Here is a 16,400-nt window from a genome sequence, read left to right as displayed (position 1 = left end):
CGCTTACCAGGCCTGGCCGGCCGAGCCGAACGTGCGGGCCAGGCCCGTTGTGAGGTCGACGACATCGCCACTCACAGCGCGAAAAAGCGTCGGCGGGTCCCATTTGTCGGCCTCTTCGGCGAACCGCAGGTTGGCCAGGGTGGATTGCAGATAGGTCACCTTGAGGGCGGTAGAGATGTTCACCTTGGAACAGCCACGCTGGATCAGGTCGTGGAATTGGGCGTCCGTCATTCCGGTGCCGCCGTGTAGGGCGATGGGTATTGGATGCGCCGCCACCAGATCGCTGACCCGGTCGAAGTCCAAAACGGGTTTCGATTTGTAGACGCCGTGGGCGTTGCCGATGGACGGAGCGAAGACATCGACGCCGGTCGCTTCAATGAACGCGAGGGATACGTCAAGGGTCTGCCGCGCCGCGGTCTGATCGGAGCCGACACCGTCTTCGACGCCGGTGATGGATTCAATCTCACCCTCGACATGGGCTCCGTAGCCTCGGGCCTCCTTGACCACCTCAATGGTTTGGCGCTGGTTCTCGGCCACGGGCAGCTGGGACGCGTCGAAGAGCACCGAGTTCCAGCCGATGGCCAGGCACTCGCTGATCACGTCACGGTCGGGGCAGTGGTCGAGGTGCAGGGCGACGGGCACGTCGATGTCGGCGGTCATGGATTGCCACATAGCGAACAGCACCTTCGCGCCGATCGAGCGCACGGTCTTGACCGACGTCTGCACGATGATCGGCGAGCGAACTTCGACTGCGGCAGCCAGCACCCCCTGCATGGTGAGGTCGTTGAACACGTTGACAGCAGGCACGCCGTAGCGGGCATCGAACGCCCGGTCGACGATTTCCTTCAGGGAAACAACTGGCACGACGGCCTCCTTTGGCTTCGTCTCACGTTAAACCGGCACGCGCATCGCGCGCTATCGGGGAGTCCCCCCATTCGCTTTGGGGGAAATCCCTGGTCGTCGTCGGCATCCGTTCAGGAATGATGCGGATGGGCCAGCCCGGCCAGCATTGTGCGGTTGGCTGCTCCCGTCTTCCTGAGGATCGTGCCGACGTGTTTTTCGACGGTTTTTACCGAGATGCCAAGCTCCGTACCGATCTGCTTGTCCCGGAGTCCGCCCTCCACCAGCCGGCGCACCTCCCGCTCGCGGGACGTGAGGAGGGCGGGATCGGCCGGGTCGCGCCACATTTCCAGTAGGGAGCGCGACAGAACAGCATCGCCGGCAACGGCCGAGTCGACCGCTCGCACGAGCGAATGCCCCTCGGCGGATCGGTTCAGGAACCCGCGGGCGCCAGAGTGGGCCGCGCGCCGGATTCGTTCGTCGTGTGGGTCTCCGACCAGGAGTACGACGGCCGTGCCCGGACTGGTGCGAGCCAGCGCCTCGATCAGGTCGGCGCCTGGCAGGTCGACCAGATCGATGTCAGTGACCACGACGTCGGGCTGCAGATACCGTGCCGCAGCGAGGGCGCCGGCGGCGTCGCCGCACTCGGCGATCACTTGGATGCCCGTCCCCTCCTGCGTGAGCAGGTGCACCAAGCCGGCGCGGATCACCGGTCGTTCGTGCATGACGAGCACCCGATGGGGGTGTGTCTCGGTCAGGCGCCCGATCGATACGTGCGTCGGTCTGCACGGATCGTCGCCGCCCGGCAGCCCGAATCCGTGGGCCAGCGCTGCGCGCTCGGACGTGTGAAACTCGGCCAGATTGATGTTGACCTCGATGGCCACGGTGTGCAGACGGAAGTCGGCGATGGCGGCGGCCGCCTGAGCGGCGAAACGTTCGAGTATCCGGGCGTCCTGGCTGGTGAAGAGGCGCTCGGAGCTATTGGCAAAGACCACGCAGGCGCCGATGACCCCGGAAGGAAGCCTGATCGGCACGCCGATGACCGGGCGCTGGTAGCGGGCGTCGTCCCGGCCGAGATGACCGCCCGGCACTTTGGAGTACTCACTGAACACAACGGATCCACCGGCTCGCACGACTGCTCCGGTGACGCCTTCATCCAGTGAGAAGACTTGGCCAGCCCGGCATTCGTCGCCGAGGTCGACCTCTTTGCGGTAGACCTGAGCGGTCTCATCGATAGTGCAGATCGATCCCATGGCGCATCCCAGCAACTGGGCGGCGCGCAGCAGGATCCGTTCCAGCAGAGGTCCGAGCCCCGTATCACCGGCCGGCCCCGTAGCCAGGAACAGGGCTACTTCATCGCCGGGCTCATCGGTCTGCGATCGAGGGGCATTACGAGGGGTCGGCAGGTGAGTCGGGGTCGGGCCCATCGTATTCTCGTCTCTGAGTGTGCAAGCCTGCCTGGTTCCGTAGACAGCACTTCACCCTACGGGTCTGTCCCCCCTTGGCGCTAGCGGCGGGTGCTTCGATGTGGCGAGGAACCACACCAGCCGACGTAGCCTTCTGTGCCGTGACTCATGCGGCGTGGGGCCGTGCCGCCGGGGCCGCCAGCCCGGCCAACACCATGAGCACCAAAACCAGGTAGAGGGCGTTGAGAATGCCCCAGGTCTCACCAAGCAGCCCCAGTACGGGCGGCCCGACCAAAAAGGCGAAATAGCCGATGATGGCCACGGCGCTCACTCGAGCGGCCGCGTTCTTGCTGTCGTCGGCAGCCGCCGACATGCCTACCGGAAAGCCGAGCGAGGCGCCGATACCCCAGAGCACGGTGCCGACGAAAACGAGCGGGGCGTTCGGCGCGAGGATGAACAGCACGAGCCCCGCAATGCCGATTCCGGCGCAGGCGCGCAGCACGACAACTCGACCGAACCGGTCGAGCACGGGCCCGCCGATGACGCGACCCACGGTCATCGCGGCCACGAATACGCCGAAGACAATCGCCCCGTCGGTGTTGCTGAAGCCGTGTCCATCGACCGAGGCGAGGGCGAGCCAGTCGTTCGCCGAGCCCTCGGCGAAGGTCATGCCGAGCACGATAACCCCGATCAACAGCAGTTTGCGATCACGCCAAACGGCGAGGCTGCCCTGCAGGCGCTCGCGCCACGCGAGGCGCGGGGCATCCGTTGTTGCCGTCAGGTCGACACCGACCGGAAGGAACCGCACCGCCACTACGATCGTGCCCAAAATCAGAACCGCCATAACGAGCAGGTGCCAGAACACTGAGATGTGTAGAGCGGATGTTGCGGCGCCGCCGAGCGCGCCGACCACCGTGCCGAGACTGAAGCAGGCGTGCATGAGGGGCATGAGTGTGCGGCCGATGGCCCGCTCGGCGGCCGCGCCCTCGACGTTCATCATGACGTCGAGGGATCCCATGCCCACGCCGAAGACGGCGAGGGCTGCGAACACGAACGGGGCCGAGGGCACGAGGCTGACGCCCGCGCCCATGAGCAAGAGCCCGGTGGCCGACATCGAGACGCTGACCAGCATGGCGCGGCGTACACCGAGGCGGGCGAGCTGGCCCGCGGCGATCAGCAGGCCGATGACCGAGCCGGCGGAGAGTCCGAAGATGAGCAGGCCGACCTGGGCGGTATCGAGCCCGAGTCCGTCGCGCACGGCGGGTACCCGCGACATCCAGCTGGCCAGGCCCAGTCCGGAGATGAAGAACGCTGCGAACACGGCGTTGCGCCAGCCGATCAGGGCTGGGCGCGTGGCGGAGGCGGTCACGGAGGAATCAGCGGAGGTCATCGGGCTCCTAATGTGGCGGGCGGAAGCCTCGACAGCGGGTGGGTGGGTGCCTTAACGCTACAACGAATACTGTTCGGGAGCATCGGAGCTTGCCAACCCGCGCGAGACGACAACTTCGGCCCCATGGGTGTGGCTGGCTCCAAGCGAGACGACGGAATCGGCCCCGTGAGACGCGGCGATGGGGCCGAAGGTGGCATCTCCCGCCGCATGAAGCCGGAAGACTGCCGATTCGCGCCTCAGAGCAACTTAGCGTAGCCTTACCTTAGTCGTTCAAACCCCTGCCCTTGGAGTCCTATGCGCATCCCCATCTCTGTCGCCGCGCTCGTTGCCGGCGCCACCGTTCTTGCCCTCGCCGGGTGCACCCAAGCCGCCGAGCCAACGGCAGAAGGGGCCACGAGCGACGGCGCCTTCACGCTCTACTCCGGTCGGGACGAAGCGCTCATCCAGCCGCTCATCGACCAGTTCGAGGAGCAGAGCGGCATCAGCGTCGAGGTGCGTTACGGCAACACCGCCGAGCTCGGCGCACTCCTGCTCGAAGAGGGCGACGCCACCCCCGCCCAGGTCTTTCTCGCCCAGGACGCCGGAGCGCTCGGCGCCCTCGCCAATGCCGACCTCTTCGCGACGCTGCCCGCAACGACGACCGATGCCGTTCCGACCGGCTTCACCTCGACCGACGACACCTGGGTCGGCGTCACCGGCCGTGCCCGCGTGATCACCTACGACAGTGAAGCGCTCGCCGCAACCGACGTGCCAACATCAGTTGACGCGTTCACCGACCCGGCCTGGTCGGGAAAGTTCGGTATCGCGCCGACCAACGCGAGCTTCCAGGCCTTCGTCACCGCCTACCGGGTGCTGAACGGTGAAGAGGCCGCCGACGAGTGGGTCAAGGCCGTTGCCGCCAACAACCCGGTCATCTTCGACAACAACCGCGCTATCCTCGCTGCCGTCAACGACGGGGTCATCGAGGCCGGACTCATTAACCACTACTACTGGTTCGCCCAGGCCGCCGAAACCGGCGAGGCCAACATGCGCGCCCAGCTGTCGTACCCCGAAGCCGGCGACGCCGGATCCATCGTCAACGTCACCGGCGCCGGCCTGCTTGCCGGCGCAGCAGACGATGCCGACGCCCTCGAGTTCATCGACTACCTCGTTGGCGCAAAAGCGCAGCAGTACTTCGTCGACGAGACCTACGAGTACCCCCTGATCACCGGCATCGACGCCCCGGCCGGACTGCCGGCGCTCGACTCGCTGGTCAACCCCGACCTCGATCTGGCCGACCTCGACACCCTCGAAGACACCCAGGCACTGCTCGGCAAGCACGGCCTGATCTAGCATTGAAGTAGTGAAGGCGCGGGTGCGGGCTCAGGTCGGCAGCCGCGCCCTACCCTCCAGCGCCTTCTCTCAACTGCTCATCACAGCGGATGCCCCCAGCCCGCTCAGCGCGCGTCCCGCAGGGCCGCTCGCATGACCGAGCTGCTTATTCCACCGCCCGAAACCGCCGTGCCCCGCCCGCCCGCCCGGTACCGCTTCGGCGCGCCGCCCTGGCTGCTGGCGCTCGCCGCACTGTGCGCCGCGACTGCTGCCATCCCGCTGGTCTACCTGGTCGTGCGCACGACCGAGGCGGGGCTCACTGACCTCCTCGAAACCCTGGTGCGCCCCAGGGTGCTACAGCTCACGGTCAACACGGTGCTGCTCGCCGCGGCCGTCACCCTGTCGTGCCTCGTGCTCGGCACGATCTGCGCCTGGATTCTCACGCGCATCCGCTTGCCGTTTCAGCGCACGCTGCTGCTGGCCTCGGCGCTGCCGCTCGCGGTGCCGAGCTACCTGGCTGCCTACGGCTGGCTGGTCTGGTTTCCGCACCTCAACGGATTCTGGGCCAGCTGGTTCGTCATGACCATGGTCTGTACCCCCTACGTGACGCTGCCGGTCGCGGCGGCGCTGCGCGGGGCATCCGCTGATCTGGAATCAGTGGCCCGCACGCTCGGTCGCGGCCCGCTGCGCGCCTTCGCGGCCGCGACCTGGCCGCAGATTCGCCCGGCCGCGATCGCCGGGGCGCTGCTCGTCTGCCTCTACTCGCTGAGCGACTTCGGACTCGTCTCGATGCTGCGGTTTCAGACGCTCACCTGGGGAATCAACGCCGCCTACGGCGCGAGTTTCGACCGCAACCAGGCCGCGCTGCTCGCCCTCGTGCTTGTCGTGCTCGCGCTCGTGGTCGTGGCCGGCGAACGCCGCAGCCGCCGTCAGGTCGGCAGCATTCCCGGGCGCAGCACCATGCCGGCCAGAGCCCCCGGCAAGACGGGCCCGCTCTTCGCTGCGGTGCTGCTCGCCGCACCGATCGCCGGGGTGGTGGTTCCGGTGGTCGGCTTGCTCAGCCGCCTGCTCGAAGCCGAAACCCTGCGCGCCATCGACGTTCCACGACTGGTCGAAGCCATCGGAGCGACCCTGGGGCTCGCCCTCGCCGCCGCCGTGGTGGCCGTGTTCGTCGCGCTGCCGATCGCCGCGCTCGCTGCCCGTTACCAGGGGCGCCTGGTGGCCATGATCGAGGCCGTCGGCTTTCTCGGCCACGCCCTGCCCGGCATTGTCGTTGGCCTGTCCCTCGTATTCTTCGCGCTCGCCGCGGTTCCAATGTTCTACCAAACCTCCGTCGTGCTGGTCTTCGCCTACGTCGTTCTGTTCATGCCGCGCGCCATCGGCAGCATGCGCAGTGGGATCGCGGCGGTGCCCGCGAGCCTCGGCGACGTGTCGCGCATGCTCGGCCTCTCGCCCTTTCAGACCTGGTGGCGGGTGACCGCGCGCCTCGCGCTGCCCGGCATCGCGATCGGTGCACTGCTCGTGGCTATCTCGGCCATGAAAGAATTGCCAGCGACGCTGCTGCTGCGGCCGACGGGTGTGTCCACGCTCGCCACCGAGTTGTGGAGTCGCACGGCCCTGTTCGAGTTCGGCGCTGCAGCGCCCTACGCGGCGGCGCTCGTGCTCGTGGCGATGGTGCCCGCGGTGCTGCTTTCCGGCATTCGCGGTACGGCAAGGGAGAACTGATGGGCTGGGTTGCGATCGACGGGCTGCGCGTCGCCTACGGTGACACGCGGGTGCTCGACGACGTCAGTTTGCGCATACCGCGCGGCAGTCTCGTCGCCGTTCTCGGCCCGAGCGGATGCGGCAAGACCACCCTCCTGCGCGCGGTCGCCGGTTTGTTGCCGGTCACCGCCGGCACCATCACGGTTGGCGGACGCCTCGTCACCGGCCCCGGCGTGCAGCGCGCGCCGGAGAAACGCGGAATGGGTTGGGTTCCGCAGGACGCCTCGCTGTTTCCGCACCTCACGGTGGGCGAGAACATCGGTTTCGGACTGCCCCGCACCAAGCAGAACGACGACTTGTATTGCGAACCCGGCGAGGCTCCCGGGGGAGTCGCCGGGCTGTTCGCCGGTTTCACCCGGCGCGGGCGTGCGAACCGGGCAAGGCCGGCGTCGTCGCCCGTCCGCCCGCTCATCGGCGGGCCGGGTTCCGTCCCTGCTGCGCCGGGGCGCGGCCCCGCCTCCGGTACACCGGGGCACACCCACCTCGCGCCGGCGCCGATCACTCCCGACCGCAGCCGCCAATACAGCCGCGCCGCTCGCATCGTTGAGCTCGCCAGCCTGGTCGGTCTGGCCGACCTGGTAGACCGTGCCCCCTCGCAGCTCTCCGGCGGTCAGGCCCAACGCGTGTCGCTGGCCCGAGCGCTGGCCCCCCGCCCCGACCTCATGCTGCTCGACGAACCGTTCGCCGCCCTCGACCCGCTGTTGCGTTCGGCCCTGCGCACCGAGGTCGCGGCCCTGCTGCATGCCCAACACAACACGAGCCTGCTGGTGACCCACGACCAGGAAGAGGCGCTCTCGCTCGCCGACTTCGTGGCCGTCATGCGCGGCGGCGAGATTTTGCAGTTCGGCACCCCAGCGGATGTCTACGAACGCCCGGTCGACCCCTGGGTCGCCGGGTTCGTCGGCGACACTGTCGAGCTCGACGGAATCTGGCGGGGTGGCCGCGTCGACTGCGCGCTCGGCTCGCTCCCGGCGGACTGGATGGGCGCACCGAGCGACGTGGGCGCAGCATCCGCTCCCGCCGACGGACCGAGCGTACGCGTGCTGCTTCGCCCCGAATGGTTGACCCTCGCCAGCCCGACCACTGTGCAACAAACGGATGCCGTCACCACCGCCATCGCGTACGCCGGCCACGACGCCCTGGTGAGTTTCACCCTCCCGGGCGGCCTCGACGTGCGAGCCCGCGTGGCGGCCCCCGACCTGCCGCGCGTCGGCGACCGGGTCACCCTCGGCGTGCGCCAGAACGCCCTTGCCTACCCGCTCGCGTAGCTCACTGAGCAAAGAACCGGCCTGCGGAGGCGGCTGGTAGACCCAGGGTCAGGCGGCCGGGAAATAAAGGGTCGACACGATTGAATCAAATCGGACCGCCGATATGGCGACCTGAAGTACCTGGGTCGCAGTATTTCCGGCGCAAGACACCGTCATGTCTCCGCCCCCACTCGGCATCGTCAGCAGTGCGGTCGAGGAAAAGGAGGTCATGGGTCCGGTAGTAGAAAACGGTGCGATGAATTAACCGCGCCAAGTAGAGCCACCGTCAATCTGGCAGACTCCCGCCGCACCGGCTTCGCCGACCAGCTCACTGGCAGCGGTTTGGTCCACGGCTCCTGTGGGCGTGCAACCTGGCAATGACCGTGCAAGGAATGCAGCGGCACCCGTACCGAGAAACTTCGTCCTTTGACTCAGACTCCTTAAACTACAGACGAGGCAAATGGGTATCGACACATTAGGCGTGGTCGATGCATTTCGACCCTCCCGCCGCCCTGCCTCCGCTCACTAGAGTGAGCCTGCTCGCACCCGAAGGGGCGCGAAAAACTCGAAACGAGGCTCCATGGCCGGCGGGCTGGATGCGCACGCCAAATTTGAGCGACGTGGGCGTAGCATCCGTTCCCGCCGACGGAACCCCGGTGTGCGCCAGAACGCGCTCGCCTATCCGCTGGCGTAACCCGAGCACGTATCGCGCCGTCGTTTGCTGATCTCGCGCTTTTAGGACTGGAAATCAATTATTTCTTCGAAATTACGTAAGGGCATCACGAGGCTACGAGGCTACGAGGCTACGAGACTACGAGGCTACGAGGCTACGAGACTACGAGACTACGAGGATTCTTGACGAGTAATCAGCGGCGCACTCACTAGCTACTGCGCCGCTGCAAGGGAAGACGGGGATGTGATCGTGAAATCTGTCCACGATGCGCTTCTGAGTTTTACTCGCTTTTGTGTCACCCCGGAGACTGAGGGGCTGCCGGGGGCGGGGATCGCGTTCTCGCCGGAGTTGTTGCGGCAGCAGGGCATCCAGTGGAAAGCACGCCTCGCCCCCGACGGTTCGGCGCCCGGCGAGACCCCGACCGAGCGGCGCAGCTGGCTCACCTTCGGCACCCTGGCCAACGGCGGCTGCAGCCTCAACGGCTGGTTCACCACCCTGGACCGGGCCATCATCGGCAACGTCTGTGCCGGTCAACTGAGTGACGCGTACCTCTCCGCCGCAGCGGCGAACCCGGTCCCCGGTGCCGCCGACACTCCCTCCCCCGACACCGCCCGAGTCGTCGACGCCACCCTGGTGCCCGATGTGACACCGTGTGCCCGGGTCGAGTTCCGTGAAACCGAACACGATGGGCACGACAACTGCGGCACACCACCGAAGGGAACCAGCACCGCGGTGAACACGTCGGGCCGAGCAGGGGAAGTCTGCGTGCCGGGCAAGGCAGGAGTCGAACGGGGCTCCGACCCGCCCGACCCGCTCAGTCCCGCTGCGCTCAGTCCATGTCCGCAGCAGCCCGACGACATCCGCTCCCGTAGTGAGAAGCAGGCCGGCATCCTCCGCGCCGTGTTTGAAGCCGCCGCCCGACACCCGGGCACCCCGACGATGGGCGGAGCCGCCCCGACCGTGCTCGTGCACATCAACATCACCGACCTCCTCGACGGCCGCGGTGCCGGCTGGATCGACGGCATCGACGGCCCCCTCAGCCCCGGCCAGGTCGATGAGTTGATCTGCGCCGGCGGCTACCAGCCCCGTGCTGTTCGGCCACACCGGCACCATCCTGCACCTCGGCCGCAGCAATCGATTCTTTACCGCCACACAACGCCGAGCCCTGGCGGCTCGGGACGGTGGTTGTGTCATCCCTGGCTGCACCGTGCCGCCCCACTTCACCCAAGCCCACCACGTCACACCGTGGAGCCAGGGCGGCCTCACCGACATCGATAACGCCGTGCTGCTCTGCAACGCCGCCCACAGCAGTATCGAAACATCCGGCTGGGACATTCAGATGCGCGGCGGCCGCCCGTGGATCCGCGGACCCCTCGCCTTCGACCCCACCCAAATCTGGCGCCCCGCCGGCCAGAATCGCGCCGCCACCCCCGCGGAGAAACCCACCTGGGAAAAGTAGCGCCCGTCGCACGGGCAGCGCACCCGACGCAGCGCTGAGGGCACGGGCACGGGCGCGCGTGCCGCAATCCGCCACAGTGACCCAGCAGCCTAGCCGAAGCCCCGAACGGGGGACCTTCGACCCTCGCGCCCACACAGCGCCGCTGACTAGAGTGAGCCTGCCAGCGCGATGAAAGCGCGCAAAAAACTTGAAACGAGGCACCATGGCCGGCCACACGAACGCCCCCGGGCAGTCGGTGACCAGCCGGGTGCTGAGCATTCTGGCGGCGTTCGAACACAGCGCATCCGCTCGGTCGTTATCGGAGATCAGCCGCGAGAGCGGGCTGCCGCAGAGCACCGCACACCGCCTGCTCGGCGAGCTTGAGACCTGGGGCGCCGTGCAGCGGGATGCCCAGGGCCGCTACCAAATCGGCCTGCGTCTCTGGGAACTCGGCCAGCACGCCGGCCGCAAACTGCGGGATGTGGCCCGGCCTTACCTGCAGGACCTGTTCGGCTTGACCCAGGAGACCGTGCACCTCGCCATTCGCGACGGCACCGAGGTGCTCTACATCGACCGGGTCTATGGCAGCCGGCGCGTGCCGCAGGCCAGCCGGGTCGGCGGTCGTCTGCCGCTGCACGCCACCGCGGTGGGCCGGGCCATTCTGGCCTTCGAAGAGGAATGGGTGCAGAACGCCGTGCTCGACGGCGAACTCGTGCGCCGCACGCCGCTCACCAAGACCGATCCGGCCGAGCTGCGCCGGGAGCTCGGCAAGATTCGCGAACTCGGTTTCGCCCTCGCCTCCGAAGAAGTACGACAGGGCTCGTGCTCGCTCGCAGTGCCGGTGTTTCAGGCGCCGGGCAAGATTTTCGGGGCGCTCGGCATTGTGCTGCCCACCTCGCGGGCGCACCAGCTGGAGCGCTACCTGCCGGTTCTGCAGGGCACGGCGCAGCGCATCCAAGCCGGAATCGCGCACCTGCCACCGGCCACCCTGCGCCTGCCGGCCAGCGTGACCAAACCCACTCAGCCGTGAAGCCACTTCCATCCAGTGGGACACTCCGGTGATCGAAGCAACCGCCGCGTCTTAGATAGACCTCGTCGACCTCAAAGTTGAGAAAAGCAAACCAAGGAGCCATCGTGACCGCGCAATTCGCCCTCGCCCATCCGGCCGCCGCGCCCGGCCAATGCCCGGTCGCGCACGGTGCCTCAGAACACGGTGTCCCAACGAAGAACCACGGCTACGCCCCCTTCGCGATGACTGACCCGTTCCCCTCCTACGCCGCCCTGCGCGAGAACGAACCGGTCATGTTCGATGAGGAGCTCGGCTACTTCATCGTGTCCCGCTACGACGACGTCAAGGCCACCTTCGACAACTGGCAGGTCTTCAGCAGCGAGAATGCCCAGGCCCCGGTGCGGCCCCGCGGCGCAGCGGCCACCACGATCATGAACGATGGCGGCTTCACCGCCTACTCCGGCCTGAGTGCCCGCATCCCCCCGGAGCACACCCGCATGCGCGCCATCGTGCAGAAGGAATTCACGCCGCGCCGCTACAAGAAGCTCGAACCCACCATTCGCGAGAACACGGCACGCCTGCTCACGCAAATGCTGTCTCACCCGGATGCCCGCGGCGACTTCCTCAAAGACGTCGCGGTGGACATCCCCACCATCACCATCCTCGGACTGCTCGGCGTCGGCCCCGAGATGGTCGCGACCTACAAGAAGTGGTCCGACTCCCGCGCCGCCATGACCTGGGGCGACCTGACGGACGACGAGCAAATTCCGCACGCGCACAACCTCGTGGACTACTGGACCGAGTGCCTGCGCCTCGTGAAGAACGCCCACGACCAACTCGAGAACAACGAAAACGGCGACAACCTCGTCTTCGACCTCGTGCAGGCGCAGTCCACCGGCTCCGAGATCTCCGACCACGAGATCGCCTCGGTCTGTTACAGCCTGCTCTTTGCCGGCCACGAGACCACGACAACACTGATCTCGAACACCATCCGCGAACTGCTCGCCCACCCCGCCGAGTGGCAGAAGCTGATCGACGACCCGAGCCGCATCCCGGCCGCGATCGACGAGACGCTGCGCTTCTCCCCGAGCATCGTCGGCTGGCGGCGCAAGGCACTCGAAGACACCGAGATCGGCGGCGTAAGGATTCCGGCCGGGTCGAATATCCTCTTGCTGATGGGCTCGGCCAACCGCGACCCCGGCACCTTCGAGCAGCCAGAAACCTTCGACATCAACCGGGTCAATGCCCGCAACCACCTTTCGTTCGGCTTTGGCATCCACTACTGCCTCGGCAACATGCTCGCCAAGATGCAAGACAAAATCGTCGTCGAAGAGACCCTCAAAGCGGCCCCGGGGCTGCGCCTGATCGACGCCGAAAAGATCGTGTTCGGAGACAACCTGTCGTTCAGGGCGCCCACCTCGGTGCCCGTCACCTGGGGAGAAACTAAATGACCACCACACCGTACATTCAGTTTTTCGACGGCACGGATGCTCCCCGCCACGACCTGCTCGGCGGCAAGTGCGCCTCGCTGGTCGCCCTCACCCAGGCCGGCATGCCGGTGCCGCCCGGCTTCGCCATCACCACGGCCTCCTACGACGCGTTCATCGCCGCCGCCGGCATCCAGGACGACATCCACTCGCTGCTCGCCACCCTCGACGCCGACGACGTGGCCGAAGTGGACCGGGTGTCGGCGCAGCTGCGCTTCGAGATCGAGAGCCGCCCGGTGCCCGCCGACGTGCGCGCCGACTTCGTGGCCGCGTATCACGCCCTCCAGGCCCGGTTCACTGAGCCCGTTCCGGTGGCCGTGCGCTCCTCGGCCACCGCCGAAGACCTGCCCGACGCGAGCTTCGCCGGCCAGCAGGACACCTACCTCTGGCTGAACGGTATCGACGATGTCACCGAGCACATCCGCCGCTGCTGGGCCTCACTGTTCACCTCACGGGCGATCACCTACCGGCTCAAGAACAACATCCCGGGCGAGGGCCTCTCCATGGCCGTCGCCGTGCAGAAGATGGTCAACGCGCGCGCTGCCGGCGTCGCCATCACCATGGATCCGACCACCGGCGACCGCTCCAAGATCGTCATGGAGGCCTCCTACGGCCTCGGCGAATTGGTCGTCTCAGGCCTCGTCACCCCCGACAACGTCACCGTCGACAAGATCATGCTCATGGTCGTCAAGCGCGTGATCGGCGATAAGCACGCCGAGCTCGTGCCCGATGCGGCCAACGGGGCACTGGTCGAACTCGAGGTGTCGGCCGCTCGCCGCGGGGTGCTCTCGATCAGCGAGACCGAGATCACCGCCATCGCGACCATCGCCAAGAAGGCCGAGAAGCACTTCAAATGCCCGCAGGACATCGAGTGGGCCCTCGACCGCGACCTGCCCGATGGCCAAAACCTATTGCTGCTGCAGTCCCGCCCCGAGACCGTGCATTCTTCGCGCAGTTCAGATACTCGAACGGATGCCGTTGCCGTCGCCCCCGCGGCCGGCTACGGCATCGAGAGCATCACCCGATCACTTCTGGTGCAGGCCGGCAAACCAACGATATAAACCCGACCTGCGCCATCCGCTTGGAAAGTCATTTCACCCGCGCACCACCTTCGAGAACGGTTTTCTTATGACAGAGAAGTCATTTCCCAGCCCCTATGACCAGGCCCCGGCCCAGGGCGCCGAGGGCTGGAAAGACCTGTACGCCTACAACCTGGTGTTCCAAGAGAACCGCCGCGAGGTCGAAGAGGCCAAGTTCTGGTTCTGCGACAGCCAGCACTGGCCCACCGTGACCAAGCCGTTCGAGACCATCGGTTTCGAGTTCGCCGTGTCGTGCCTCGGCCAGTACAACACCCGGCACCTGCTCATTCCGCCGGCGAACGGCATTGAGTTTCGCATTCACAACGGCTACGTCTTCATGTCGCCGGTGGGCGTGCCCGAGGCGGAGATCGCCCCCCGCGTGCCCGAGTTCATGGCGCGGGCCGGCCACTACTTTCAGAACTGGGAGACCCTGCTCGAGCAGTGGCAGGGCAAGATTCGCGGCACCATCGACGAGCTCGGCGCACTGAACTTCGACGCCCTTCCCGACAAGGTCGACATCGATGACGTCACGAGCGGCAAGGGCACCGGCCCGAACAACGACCTGCTCGCCCAGTACGACGCGCTGATCGCGCTCACCTACCGCGCCTGGCAGTACCACTTCGAGTTTCTCAATCTCGGCTACGTGGCCTACCTCGACTTCTTCAGCTTCTGCAAGGAGGTCTTCCCAGGCATTCCCGACCAGGCCGTCGCCAAGATGGTGCAGGGCGTCGATATGGAACTGTTCCGACCCGATGACGAGCTCAAGAAGCTCGCCAAGCTGGCCATCGAACTGGGCCTGACCGACCTGTTCGGCAACACCGCGAACCCGGAACAGACCCGCGCTGGCATCGAGGCCGCCACCGGCGGTGCCGCTTGGATCGCCGCCTTCGACGAGGCCAAGGACCCGTGGTTCAACTTCACCGTCGGCAACGGTTTCTACGCCCACGACAAGTACTGGATGGACCACCTCGAACTTCCGCTCGGCTACATCAGCGACTACATCGGGCGGTTGGAGGCTGGCCAGACCATCGACCGCCCGGTCGCCGAGCTGGTCGCCGAACGCGACCGCATCACCGAGGAGTACTCGGAGCTGCTCACCGCCGAACAGCTCGCCGCGTTCGAGGGCAAGCTCGGCCTGGCCCGCCAGGTCTACCCCTACGTCGAGAACCACAACTTCTACATCGAGCACTGGACCATGGGCGTGTTCTGGCGCAAGGCCCGCCAGCTCTCAGCGATGCTGCAGGAGCAGGGCTTCTGGCCAACGGCCGACGGGATGTTCTTCCTCCGCCGCGACGAGGTGCGCGAGGCCCTGTTCGACTACGTCACCGGCTGGGCGGTCGGCGCACCCGCGATCGGCCCGTCGTACTGGCCCGAGGAGGTCGAGCGTCGCCGCGTCATAGTGGATGCCCTGCAGCAGCAGCGCCCGCAGCCAGCCCTCAACACCCCGCCGGCCGTCATTACGGAACCGTTCACCCTCATGCTCTGGGGCATCACGAGCGACCAGATCAAGAACTGGCTCGGCGATTCCGACGCGCCAGAGGGAGAGTTCCGCGGTATGGCGGCCTCGAGTGGTGTGGCCGAAGGGCCGGCCCGCGTCATCCGCAGCTCGGACCAGCTCTCCGAGGTGCAGGAGGGCGACATTCTCGTCGCCCCCGTGACAGCACCGTCGTGGGGTCCGATCTTCGGCAAGATTCGTGCCACGGTCACCGACATCGGCGGCATGATGAGCCACGCGGCCATCGTCTGCCGGGAATACGGCATGCCGGCCGTCACCGGAACCGGCACAGCCTCGTCGCAGATCGTGACCGGGCAGTGGCTGCGTGTCGACGGCAACAACGGCACCGTCACGATCGTTGAGGATCACGCCGTTGAGGGGCACAGTCATGACCTCAGCCTCGCTGCCGACGCCGTTGTCCAACTGGAACAGGCGCTCGATGGACCCGTACTCGAAGGCAGCCATGCCTGATCCGCGCACGGACCAGCCCGCCACTCGCGTTCCTAGTGCGGGCGCGAGAACGGTGCTGATCACCGGCGCCGCCGGCGGGCTGGGCCGTGCCTTTGCCCTGGGCTTCGTAGCCCAGGGCGACCGGGTGGTCGTCGCTGACACCAACTTGGAGGGCGCGCAGCAGACCGTGGCGCTCCTTGAAGCGGCCGGCGGCACCGCCCTCGCCCTTCAGGCCAACGTGACGCAGCTGGGCTCCGTCACCCAGCTCGCAGCGGATGCCTCAGCCTTCGCGAGCGACGGCAAGATCGACGTCATCATCAACAACGCGGCGATCTACGCCACCATCACCCGGTCGCCCTTCGAGGAGATCGACGTGGACGAGTGGGATCGCGTGATGGCCGTGAACCTCAAGGGCCCGTGGCTGGTCACCCGCGCCTGTTCCCCCTACCTGGCCGACGGAGCCGCGGTGATCAACCTGTCGAGCGCGACCGTGCTCAGCGGATCCGCCCAGTGGGCGCACTACGTGGCGTCGAAGGGTGGCGTGATTGCCCTCACCCGGGTGCTCGCCAAGGAGCTCGGCGACCGCAATATCACCGTGAACGCGATCGCTCCCGGCTTCACCCTCACCGAGGCCAGCTACGGCCTGATCGAGGGAGCCGCCGAGTACGGCGTCGACCGCGGTTCGATCAAACGGGCCAGTGAGCCCGCCGACATCGTTGGGGCCGCCCTGTTTTTGGCCGGCCCCGGCTCCCGCTACATCACCGGCCAGACCCTCGTGGTCGACGGTGGCCGACAGTTTCTGTAAGGAGAT

13 protein-coding genes are annotated in these 16,400 nt (G+C 67.0%); 10 read left to right on the top strand and 3 right to left on the bottom strand.

What is annotated here, in order from left to right; genetic code table 11:
* Window positions 1-3: 3 nt before the first annotated feature.
* The 3 genes from E3T35_RS18665 to E3T35_RS18655 form a co-directional block, all read right to left on the bottom strand.
* Window positions 4-864 (bottom strand): class II fructose-bisphosphate aldolase, encoded by an 861-nt coding sequence (locus E3T35_RS18665; RefSeq protein ID WP_134380629.1) that lies wholly within the window; start codon window positions 862-864, stop codon window positions 4-6.
* Between the two features lie 110 nt (window positions 865-974).
* Window positions 975-2,267, bottom strand: coding sequence for a GAF domain-containing protein (locus E3T35_RS18660; protein ID WP_134380626.1), 1,293 nt, complete (start codon window positions 2,265-2,267; stop codon window positions 975-977).
* A gap of 145 nt (window positions 2,268-2,412) precedes the next feature.
* On the bottom strand, window positions 2,413-3,636 hold the full coding sequence (locus tag E3T35_RS18655) for an MFS transporter (protein ID WP_134380624.1): 1,224 nt from the start codon (window positions 3,634-3,636) through the stop codon (window positions 2,413-2,415).
* Window positions 3,637-3,930: 294 nt separating this feature from the next.
* Here E3T35_RS18655 and E3T35_RS18650 point away from each other — a divergent pair, with 294 nt between their 5' ends.
* From E3T35_RS18650 to E3T35_RS18610, 10 genes are all read left to right on the top strand, one after another.
* Entirely contained in the window at window positions 3,931-4,968 is a 1,038-nt protein-coding gene (locus tag E3T35_RS18650; RefSeq protein WP_134380622.1) for an extracellular solute-binding protein, read from the top strand.
* Between the two features lie 132 nt (window positions 4,969-5,100).
* Window positions 5,101-6,672 carry an iron ABC transporter permease gene (locus E3T35_RS18645; protein WP_134344876.1) on the top strand — a complete coding sequence of 524 codons (1,572 nt, stop codon included), beginning with the start codon at window positions 5,101-5,103 and terminating at the stop codon, window positions 6,670-6,672.
* Window positions 6,672-7,979, top strand: coding sequence for an ABC transporter ATP-binding protein (locus tag E3T35_RS18640; protein ID WP_134380620.1), 1,308 nt, complete (start codon window positions 6,672-6,674; stop codon window positions 7,977-7,979). The genes E3T35_RS18645 and E3T35_RS18640 overlap by 1 nt, the downstream gene beginning before the upstream one ends.
* 901 nt (window positions 7,980-8,880) lie before the next feature.
* Entirely contained in the window at window positions 8,881-9,909 is a 1,029-nt protein-coding gene (locus E3T35_RS19430) for a hypothetical protein (RefSeq protein ID WP_166790010.1), read from the top strand.
* Entirely contained in the window at window positions 9,839-10,090 is a 252-nt protein-coding gene (locus tag E3T35_RS18635; RefSeq protein WP_166790009.1) for an HNH endonuclease signature motif containing protein, read from the top strand. Before E3T35_RS19430 ends, E3T35_RS18635 begins: the two co-directional genes overlap by 71 nt.
* 202 nt (window positions 10,091-10,292) lie before the next feature.
* Window positions 10,293-11,099, top strand: a complete 807-nt coding sequence (locus tag E3T35_RS18630) for an IclR family transcriptional regulator (protein ID WP_134380616.1) — start codon at window positions 10,293-10,295, stop codon at window positions 11,097-11,099.
* 104 nt (window positions 11,100-11,203) lie between these two features.
* Entirely contained in the window at window positions 11,204-12,529 is a 1,326-nt protein-coding gene (locus tag E3T35_RS18625; RefSeq protein ID WP_241988916.1) for a cytochrome P450, read from the top strand.
* On the top strand, window positions 12,526-13,626 hold the full coding sequence (locus E3T35_RS18620; protein ID WP_134380613.1) for a PEP/pyruvate-binding domain-containing protein: 1,101 nt from the start codon (window positions 12,526-12,528) through the stop codon (window positions 13,624-13,626). The genes E3T35_RS18625 and E3T35_RS18620 overlap by 4 nt, the downstream gene beginning before the upstream one ends.
* Before the next feature lie 67 nt (window positions 13,627-13,693).
* The gene (locus tag E3T35_RS18615; RefSeq protein WP_134380610.1) at window positions 13,694-15,610 is read left to right on the top strand and encodes a PEP-utilizing enzyme; all 1,917 of its coding nucleotides are present in this window, start codon (window positions 13,694-13,696) and stop codon (window positions 15,608-15,610) included.
* Complete coding sequence (locus E3T35_RS18610; protein WP_134380763.1) at window positions 15,603-16,394, top strand: SDR family NAD(P)-dependent oxidoreductase; 792 nt, start codon at window positions 15,603-15,605, stop codon at window positions 16,392-16,394. The genes E3T35_RS18615 and E3T35_RS18610 overlap by 8 nt, the downstream gene beginning before the upstream one ends.
* The last annotated feature ends 6 nt before the right edge of the window (window positions 16,395-16,400 follow it).

The organism is Cryobacterium sp. TMT1-2-2, from assembly GCF_004403505.1.
In the GTDB taxonomy this organism is placed as follows: Bacteria; Actinomycetota; Actinomycetes; order Actinomycetales; family Microbacteriaceae; genus Cryobacterium; species Cryobacterium flavum.
Note: the sequence above shows the minus strand (reverse complement) of the source record. Positions and strands in the feature narration are given on the sequence as shown.